1 rRNA gene is annotated in these 511 nt (G+C 47.9%); it reads left to right on the top strand.

From position 1 onward, the window contains the following. A 16S ribosomal RNA gene (locus BBB58_RS15695) occupies window positions 1–511 on the top strand; the annotation flags it as partial.

Below are 511 nucleotides of genomic sequence, written 5' to 3'. Positions count from 1 at the left end.
GGGTGGTGGTGCATGGCCGTTCTTAGTTGGTGGAGTGATTTGTCTGGTTAATTCCGATAACGAACGAGACCTTAACCTGCTAACTAGTTTGCTTCTGAACAAGAGGTATAACTTCTTAGAGGGACTATGTGTTTTAAATACATGGAAGTTTAAGGCAATAACAGGTCTGTGATGCCCCTAGACGTCCTGGGCCGCACGCGCGCTACACTGACATGTTCAGCGAGCTATTTTACCTGTCCCGAAAGGGCACGGGAAATCTTGTTAGGACATGTCGTGCTGGGGATAGATCTTTGCAATTATAGATCTTGAACGAGGAATTCCTTGTAAGCACAGGTCATCAGCCTGTGCTGAATACGTCCCTGCCCTTTGTACACACCGCCCGTCGCTCCTACCGATTTCGAGTGATGTGGTGAACTATCTGGACTGCGGATGGGCTTGAACCATTTGCGGGAAGTTTCGTAAACCTTATCACTTAGAGGAAGGAGAAGTCGTAACAAGGTTTCCGTAGGTG

This window comes from Exiguobacterium profundum (assembly GCF_001909285.1).
GTDB lineage: Bacteria > Bacillota > Bacilli > Exiguobacteriales > Exiguobacteriaceae > Exiguobacterium > Exiguobacterium profundum.
The sequence above is the reverse complement of the archived record's forward strand: the minus strand, read 5'-3'. Positions and strand labels throughout refer to the sequence as shown.